This window comes from Agriterribacter sp. (assembly GCF_035445465.1).
In the GTDB taxonomy this organism is placed as follows: domain Bacteria; phylum Bacteroidota; class Bacteroidia; order Chitinophagales; family Chitinophagaceae; genus Agriterribacter.
Map to the genome: position 1 here is coordinate 1 of NZ_DAOMQT010000096.1, position 7,970 is coordinate 7,970.

A 7,970-nucleotide genomic window follows, 5' to 3' on the forward strand; every position below is an offset into this window, starting at 1 on the left:
CACACCCCTATTCAATACTAAAAGCTATTTGAGAATAAAATACCTAATCCTATTGGGGAATTTGAAAATTTGAAAATGAAACTGGTCGGTACGCGATGAAGGAGGCATCAGACTATTCAATAAATCAAAAACAAGAACAGCCACGCTGAAGCGGCTGTTCTTAAAATTATGGCTTATTTATAGGTAAATCCAACGCTCCCCATAGTAACCGGGTTTCCCGGCAAACCTATCTTAACCTGGGCCTTTTCCGGCAATCCGCTTGTTTTATACGTGTATTCATACTGGTATTTGTCTTCCAGGGTTAACTGCGCATCAAAAATATTTTCTACAATAACATTGTTTTTAGAAGGGCCCTGCCAAAGCAGCAATAAAAAATCTTTGTGGGTATAGAGCGGATTGATCTTTTGATCATACTGCATTTCTGCATGCCCTGCTCTCACCATATACCCCGGCCTGTTTGTTGCCACCATAATTACACCTTCCGTAACATTGCCATCTCCATTATAGGTATACATAAATTCAAGCAGCGGGTTATATTCCGTTCCTTCGCCCGCGTAAATGGTTACCCTTTTGATGTTTCCGTTCTCAAAATAATAGTTGGTATATCCTGTTCTTTGCCCGGCAACAAAATATTCAGCCCGCTTTAAAACGTTGTTTTCATACACCGGCACAATTTTTTCACCCGAGCTGCTGTTTACTTCGCTGATCTTACCGGCTGCATAGCTGATGCTGAAATCCACAATATCGCCCGAAGTGTTGATATCGTTTTTAACCGTAGCTTTTTTAAGCGACCCGTCTGTATTGTATTCGAACCGCATAAAATCCTCGCCGTCTTTATATTCCTGCAGTGCAGGGTTGGCCGGCGGGGGAGGAGGCGCCGGATCGGGATGCTTATCTTTTTTGCAGGAAGCAAAAAGCAATGTTGCGGTGATCAGCACGATGCTGATCAATTTTTGATTTAACTTCAATGTAGTTTGCATAATTTTTTTATTTTTCAGCTTGCAAAACAATATCAAAGGGATACGGGTAGCAAGTCTGTTTGGAATGAATTGTAATAATCGCCGGTGAATTGCTATTTTTAAATAACGTGCCTGGCTTTTTTGCCGCAAATAATCTGCATATCTGCAGCGTCTTTATTGCAGCATTAAAAGCACCTCCTGTATATTGCAACATTATTTTAACAAACGCTATATGAAAAAGCTGCTCATCGCCTTTATTATTATTTGTGGTATTACCGCTTTTACACAGCAAAAAATGACCTGGGTAGCCATTGGCGACTCCATTACCTATTTGAACGAACATGCGGATGAAACAGGTAGCTCCATCAGCAAAGGATATATGACAAGAGTGGTGGAAAAACTGCCGCATATCCAATACATCAACCAGGGCCATAATGGCTGGACCTCCGGGGGTATTGCCGCTGAGATTGAAAAGCTGGGTATTATCAAAGCCGATATATATTCCATTTTCCTCGGTACCAACGACTGGTGGCAAGGCAGGCCCGTTGGCGTTCTGGCAGATTATCAAAACAATACCGGCAATAACACCGTGTATGGTTCTTTCCGTATTATCATCAACAAGCTCCGCAGTTTAAACAGCCATGCGAAGATCATCCTCATTACGCCCATGCAGCGTGGCGATTTTGTGTACATTGCCAATATGACCAACAATGCCTGGGGCTCGTACAGGGAAAAAGACGGGCAGCAACTGGAACAGTTTGCCGCGGCCATCAGCGCCATTGGGAAATATGAAAATATTACGGTGGTTGATCTGTATAACAGGAGCGGCATAACACAAAAGAATATGGTGCACTTCAAGCGGCTGAAAGATCCGCAAACAGGGGCATATAAAAACTATCCCTATCCCGCCTATACAAAAATCGCTTTCCATCCTGAAACGGATGAATATCCTTATCCTCCGGATGCCATCAACATGACCTACGACGGGCTTCATCCCTCCGACAAAGGCTATGCCGTTATCGCAAAAATGCTGGTGAAAGAAATGAAGGGTATAAATAATAAGAACCACCGGGGAGAAGAAGCCGGGATGGTAGAATGAAATAATTCCTGCTAACAGCAATTAGCAAAATGATTTTTGTACCCGGCTACAGGAATGCCGTGCAGCTTATCTTGCGTCGCACACTTCAGGGTTCAGTTCGCTGCGCTGCAATATGGCTGCCGGAAAAAAATGCAGGTAAAGGACCTGGAACGGAAGCAATAAGAATACTTTGTCATTATCTCAACGAAACATTTTATCATCAATTTTTGTTCTTATATTTAACTCAGTTAGCAGGCTGAATTTTTTATACTTCCGCCTTTGCATTAGCGCGTGTAGATCTGTATCCTGCTCTTTTTAAGATACTTTATCTATCTAAAATGAAACCGATTATCATTTGCCTGGCATTATATGCATGCATTGCTGGTATGCTTTCATGCGGCAACGCATCAATACATGATAGCCTATTCAGCAAGTACAGGGATAATAAAGAACCCGTGCCCTTTGCTCCCGGATTAGCCATAAAAGGCAACACCTACAAGGGATGCTTTTCAAATGATTATGCTACTTTTTATTTTTTCCGGCATCAGGTTCCCAACCGCGAAGATTACCGGATCTACCAGTCTGCATTTACAGGTAGCAAATGGAAGGAGCCCGAGCTGATCCGTTTTAGTGATTCCGTCTCAGATTTATATCCTGTGATCTCAACCATTGAAAAAGATAAGCTGTTCTTCATTTCATACCGCAGAACGCCTGGTGATACCAGCGCTAAGCCCAATGGTAATTTCTGGACTTCCTCAAAAGTGGCGGATCATTGGCAACCTCCCGTTCCCTTTGCCGAAGCTAACCTTATTTATAACTACAATTCGCAACCCTGCATTACGGCTAATGGTACTATTTATTTTACTTCCCATACGCCGGACTGGAGTAAGACGCTCACTTATAAAATGGTTTGTAAAAATGGACACTATCAAAACCCGGAGCCTTTTCATTTTGTAAACCAGTTGAGGCAAGAGGATACCGGCAGAACGGTATTTGAAATAGCGGTATCGCCCGATGAAAGCTATATGGTATTAACGATCGCCGAAAACCGGCAGGACGCGAGGTTATTTGTGTCCCGCAAAACACAGCAGGCATGGACAGCGCCCATATACATCGGGAATATTATTAAAGGTGATATGACGGGCAACTTTCCGTATATCACGGCCGATGGTGAATTTTTAATTTTTACCAGGCATTTTGACGGCTTCTTTATTTTGCCGGCAAAAGCGTTTTTAAAAGGAATTGAAATTAAGGAACTTTGAAAAAACAAGAACAATGGAACATAAAGCAATATCTATCCGGCCGTTTATCGGGGCTAAGAACTTCAACATTTCGCGGTGTTTTTACCGCGACCTGGGTTTCAGGGAAACGGTACTGTTTCCTGATATGTCTCTTTTTACAACGGAGGGATTGGGATTTTATTTGCAGGACGCTTACGTTGCGGACTGGATAGACAATTCAATGATTTTTTTAGAAGTAAAAGATGTGGATCGTTTCTGGAATGAGCTGGTGGCTTTAAACCTGGCAGCTAAATACGAAGGGGTAAAGCTAACACCAATACGGCAATACGACTGGGGCAGGGAATGTTTTTTGCACGACCCGTCAGGAATTCTATGGCATTTTGGAGCATTTGTTAAGTAAATAGCATCTTATGACCAGGTATAAAGCAAAAACTACAGCAACCGCAAACAGTGTTTCCGACTTTCTTGACGCAGTACCTGACGTGCAAAGGAAAAAAGATGCATTTGCCATAATGGAAATTATGAAAAAGCAATCGGGGTTCGAACCGAAAATGTGGGGCCCGGCTATTGTGGGGTTTGGCAGCTACCACTACAAATATGAAAGTGGCCATGAGGGAGATGCTCCTTTAATTGGTTTTTCACCGCGGAAAGCTGAATTTGCCCTGTACCTGGCTACGAATTTTGATGGGAAGGAAGCATTGCTTAAGCAATTTGGAAAACACAAAACCGGCAAAGCCTGTATTTATATCAAGAAGTTAGCAGATATAAATATTGAGGTCTTGAAAAAAATGATCACCAGCTCCATTACATTTTTCACAGAAAGGTAACCTGGCCTGCGCTGTATTTAAATAGTGAACTAACATAAAACGGGGTAACAATAATTGTAAAAAGGCAATGCCTAAACTTAACTTTCCACATGAGGGGAGACAATAAAAGACTGCGAAATAAAGTTTGAGATGACATATAACGACTGGACAAAAAGCCTGAACCGCTAACATGCCTGGCAAAAATACGGGCTGGCGGAAATCTTCTTGAGCTTTGGGTACTTTATCGGGCTTTTTTCTGTATTCATATGAATATATACTATGTGCGTGTGAGCGCAAAATGCGCTGGGCGTATTTCAATTTTTCGCTCCATGTACAACTTTCCGGTCGGTGAGACACCGACCGGTAGCGGGTTCTACAGGTGGGTGTCACCACCATAGTCGTTAAGCTAAGATTTTGTATTAAACTGTAAGGAATGATAATGCGTTTGCTTATTTTTTGGTGCATGGCATACACAATCTATTATGAGGGGCAGATAGTTATTGGATAACCAGGATTTTATTGGTAGCTTTTTTAATAGTACCGTTTTTAAAGTAGAAGCAAATTTGAGGCTTCGTTTAAAAAACATCAGCATACTTACGGTCTGTCCCCTGACAGATACATGCTTATTGAGACGGCTGAATAAGCTCCAGTTGATCAATATCCATAACAATCTGCCCAGTAACTGGCATTCCAGCCTCTCTTTTTTTACCCGTTTAACTTCATTGATACGGAAAAATGATTTCCACGTTTTAAATACCAGTTCTATCTGCCAGCGCAGGTAATAGGTTTTTCTAACCTCTGATGCAGGCAGTATATCAGCTCCGACATTAGTAACATAAATATTATAATGCAGCTTTTTTTTATGTTCTTGTGATATACCAATGCCCTTGCTTTTAGCCTTAGCCTGTGCATTGATCCACCGGCGCTTAAACTCATGATCCGGTACTTTTTCAATGATCAATCTGCATGCAATCCGCTCCTTGTCATATACCAACACGTCCTGTTGCAGATGCTGCTGCCCCTTTGCCTGCCTGAACACCTTATTCCAATTCAAAGACTTTCCATTCAGGTTGTATACGCCCGCCTGAGGAGGTAATCTGTTTAGGAAGAAAGCCTCAGATTGTATGACTGCCTTCAGATAGGCCGGGGAGATATATCCCAGATCGCGGATATGCAGATCGCCGGTGGTTATAGCCGATATGGTTTGTTCTGCGTCCGCGAGATCATTGCGCAAACCATCGGTTAGCTTTATGGATAGCCAGTTACCACTCACCAGATCATATTCGTATTGCAGGCTTATCATGCCATTGGTTTTGCTGAAATTACCATATCCTCTGTAGGCACCGTTGTAATCGGTGGGCAATTTAAACTTAGTAGAGTCTTTTACCTTGATACGTGAAAAATGTGTTTTTAATCCCTCTTTCTCTCTGCCGAGGTGTTGCTCCAGCGCCTGCTGTATTACTTTTTCAAGAAAATTAACCGCCTGGACACTGAAGCGCTGATGCAAGGCTTCTTTGCTTATTGCTATACCATGAGCCTGTCGTAACTCTGCCGTCAGATCCGGCAGGCTTATATGACCCTGTGGGCTATCGGCTACCATTAGTGTAGTTAAAAAGCCCTGTGCTGTTATTTTGCCACTGCTTCTTTTAATAAATCCTGTTTGTCTGCCTAGTCTTTCTGCCTGGGCAGAGCAAAGGAAGCCTTTGATGTTGGCAGAAATATCTGCGGCATGTTCCTTTAATAAAACTTTTTCTCTAATTTCTAATTTGTTTCTCCTCTTAGGCTGTAAATGCTTACTTTTACAACGGGCATGCATTATACAACTTTTTTTTCTTACCCCATGCCCTTAAATAATACTACAATGAGGAGAAAATAAAAAACAACTCCCCAGAAGGGAATTGTTCATTATTAATGAGTTAGCTCTCCTTTTCTTCTTAGCTTAACGACTATGGTGTCACCACCCACCTGCGAAAAATTTGTCCTTTAAAATATATATTGCTGCGGGGAAACAAAAAGGTTGTAAAAGCGTTATCCTTTGAAAGGTAACAAATTGAACCATACGGGGATTCATATTGTGTGCTATTAAACATTCACCAAAAATACAATAATGAAACAATTCAAACTTTTCATGCCGGCACTGGCTGCTATGTTACTTATCTTAAGCTGCACAAAAGAAGGACCGGAAGGGCCGCAGGGCGCACAGGGCGCGCAGGGCAACGCGGGGCCTGAGGGTCAGCAAGGACCTGCCGGTACGCAGGGTCCTGCAGGTACAGCAAATGTTATTTACAGCGGATGGCTGAGCTTTCAGCAGGCTGAACGTGATACACTAATTGACGGCACTAATTTAAAAGTTAACCATATCCGTGCAAATCAACTAAATCAGGCAATCATTGATAATGGTTTCGTGCTGATATATATGCGATTCGGTACTACTGTTCTTGCATTACCCTACACAAGCCGTGCGGGGTCCAGGCCCAATACGGTTAGTTTTGTTCCCCGCCCGAATGTGCTTTACGTTACGCGCTTTACGCATGACAATACGTCTCCCTACCTGGGCTTTGGCTCCGTACAGTTCCGGTATGTGTTGGTTCCGGGTGGTGTCGCCGCAGGCCGATTTGCCGGGGAAGGCGAAAAACGAGTGACCATCAACGGGGAAAGGTACACCGAATCGCAGTTGAAGGCTTTGTCATTTGAAGAGATAAGCAGTTTACTGAATATTCCGGAGTAACCCTGAATATTCTTTTTAATAAGCTTAGGAAAGGTCTGCTCCCTGCGCCGGGAACGCGTTTGGAGCAGGCCTTTCTTATTCAGGCGCCGGGGTCTGCATTGAAGCAACAGACATGGCTACGCGACCCAGGGGCTAAGTTTTATTCCTGCAATAGTCTTTGCGGTCAAGCCAATGTGTATCAGTTACAACGCCGGAAAATTTTTAAATCTGCTTTTTTATCAGGCTCCATTGCTATGAAATTGCCCGCATAGAACCCTGCAAAAAACTTTTTCAATTTCAAAATAAATGAATAGGTTTGATAACCGTATCAGTCCGCACCGTATACAATACCCAAGATACACCCATCCAATTTCCGCTATATAATTTAAAATTTTGAGTAGTAGTTGAGTTCGTTAATAAATTTTTTATAATCATATGGGGAAGTTTCAGGTTGCAATAATGCATGGGCATTCTAAAGATTATTTAGAAGTAAAAAAAATGATTAATGAATGTAATTTTTTACCAAGAATATTAGTTGAAGAATATGCGGCAGATACTATTTTTGAAAATTTAAGAGATTTAATTTGGGATGATGTTCACTGTGTTATAGTAATATTAACCAAAGATGACGAGATGTTAGACGGGAATAAAAGAGCCAGGCAAAATGTAATATTTGAATTGGGTTACTGCTTTGGTGCTTTTGACAGCCTGCCGGGAATTGCATCATATAAACCAAAAGATGCTTTAATTGTAGTTGCTGAAAAAGATGTTGAACTATTTGCTGACATTAATGGATTGACAAGAATTGAATATGAAAGTGGTAAAATTGAAGAGAAAAAAGATTTTATAACCGACTGCCTGAAGCGGAGCTATACAAAAGCCAAAAATTATTATCTTTTTGATTCCTTATGATTTGTATTCCGGCGATTATGAAGGAACTGCCGGCAATGCATTGTTAAAAATTGATAATATAACGGTTAGCGGCTCATCGTGCGGATTTATTTTCCCGTATGAATTACTCAGGCAGGTTGAATCAACTGTTTCCACTGATGAGGTCCGGAATACTTAAGCTAGCCTGGGGATGCAAAATTACACTGGTACTAGCTCACATCCGGCGTCTGCCTCATTTTTTTCTTCCAGAAGAAATACGACAATATCCCCGGCACAATCCATATCAGC

General features: G+C 41.9%; 9 protein-coding genes. 7 read left to right on the forward strand and 2 right to left on the reverse strand.

Going from position 1 to position 7,970, the window contains the following annotated elements:
• Positions 1-173: 173 nt before the first annotated feature.
• Complete coding sequence (locus tag PLE34_RS21105) at positions 174-980, reverse strand: toxin-antitoxin system YwqK family antitoxin (protein WP_324560362.1); 807 nt, start codon at positions 978-980, stop codon at positions 174-176.
• Positions 981-1,191: 211 nt separating this feature from the next.
• Between PLE34_RS21105 and PLE34_RS21110 the strand changes: the two genes are divergently transcribed.
• The 4 genes from PLE34_RS21110 (at position 1,192) to PLE34_RS21125 (ending at position 4,105) form a co-directional block, all read left to right on the forward strand.
• The gene (locus PLE34_RS21110) at positions 1,192-2,058 is read left to right on the forward strand and encodes an SGNH/GDSL hydrolase family protein (RefSeq protein ID WP_324560365.1); all 867 of its coding nucleotides are present in this window, start codon (positions 1,192-1,194) and stop codon (positions 2,056-2,058) included.
• A 317-nt stretch (positions 2,059-2,375) separates the two neighbouring features.
• Positions 2,376-3,299 carry a phosphoheptose isomerase family protein gene (locus PLE34_RS21115; protein ID WP_324560368.1) on the forward strand — a complete coding sequence of 308 codons (924 nt, stop codon included), beginning with the start codon at positions 2,376-2,378 and terminating at the stop codon, positions 3,297-3,299.
• Between the two features lie 13 nt (positions 3,300-3,312).
• A complete protein-coding gene (locus PLE34_RS21120; RefSeq protein ID WP_324560371.1) occupies positions 3,313-3,678 on the forward strand; it encodes a VOC family protein in 366 nt (121 codons plus the stop codon).
• Positions 3,679-3,688: 10 nt separating this feature from the next.
• A complete protein-coding gene (locus PLE34_RS21125; protein ID WP_324560373.1) occupies positions 3,689-4,105 on the forward strand; it encodes a DUF1801 domain-containing protein in 417 nt (138 codons plus the stop codon).
• 385 nt (positions 4,106-4,490) lie between these two features.
• On the opposite strand, the gene PLE34_RS21130 is transcribed toward PLE34_RS21125, so the two are convergent.
• A complete protein-coding gene (locus PLE34_RS21130; RefSeq protein ID WP_324560377.1) occupies positions 4,491-5,900 on the reverse strand; it encodes an IS4 family transposase in 1,410 nt (469 codons plus the stop codon).
• 291 nt (positions 5,901-6,191) lie between these two features.
• Here PLE34_RS21130 and PLE34_RS21135 point away from each other — a divergent pair, with 291 nt between their 5' ends.
• From PLE34_RS21135 to PLE34_RS21145, 3 genes are all read left to right on the forward strand, one after another.
• The gene (locus PLE34_RS21135; protein WP_324560379.1) at positions 6,192-6,812 is read left to right on the forward strand and encodes a hypothetical protein; all 621 of its coding nucleotides are present in this window, start codon (positions 6,192-6,194) and stop codon (positions 6,810-6,812) included.
• 414 nt (positions 6,813-7,226) lie between these two features.
• A complete protein-coding gene (locus PLE34_RS21140) occupies positions 7,227-7,703 on the forward strand; it encodes a TIR domain-containing protein (RefSeq protein ID WP_324560382.1) in 477 nt (158 codons plus the stop codon).
• Complete coding sequence (locus PLE34_RS21145; protein WP_324560385.1) at positions 7,690-7,860, forward strand: hypothetical protein; 171 nt, start codon at positions 7,690-7,692, stop codon at positions 7,858-7,860. Before PLE34_RS21140 ends, PLE34_RS21145 begins: the two co-directional genes overlap by 14 nt.
• Positions 7,861-7,970 lie beyond the last annotated feature (110 nt).

Bases quoted from the DNA above. Each gene is read 5' to 3' on its own strand.
- PLE34_RS21105 (WP_324560362.1), bottom strand. From the start codon at position 980: ATGCAAACTACATTGAAGTTAAATCAAAAATTGATCAGCATCGTGCTG.
- PLE34_RS21110 (WP_324560365.1), top strand. From the start codon at position 1,192: ATGAAAAAGCTGCTCATCGCCTTTATTATTATTTGTGGTATTACCGCT.
- PLE34_RS21115 (WP_324560368.1), top strand. From the start codon at position 2,376: ATGAAACCGATTATCATTTGCCTGGCATTATATGCATGCATTGCTGGT.
- PLE34_RS21120 (WP_324560371.1), top strand. From the start codon at position 3,313: ATGGAACATAAAGCAATATCTATCCGGCCGTTTATCGGGGCTAAGAAC.
- PLE34_RS21125 (WP_324560373.1), top strand. From the start codon at position 3,689: ATGACCAGGTATAAAGCAAAAACTACAGCAACCGCAAACAGTGTTTCC.
- PLE34_RS21130 (WP_324560377.1), bottom strand. From the start codon at position 5,900: ATGCATGCCCGTTGTAAAAGTAAGCATTTACAGCCTAAGAGGAGAAAC.
- PLE34_RS21135 (WP_324560379.1), top strand. From the start codon at position 6,192: ATGAAACAATTCAAACTTTTCATGCCGGCACTGGCTGCTATGTTACTT.
- PLE34_RS21140 (WP_324560382.1), top strand. From the start codon at position 7,227: ATGGGGAAGTTTCAGGTTGCAATAATGCATGGGCATTCTAAAGATTAT.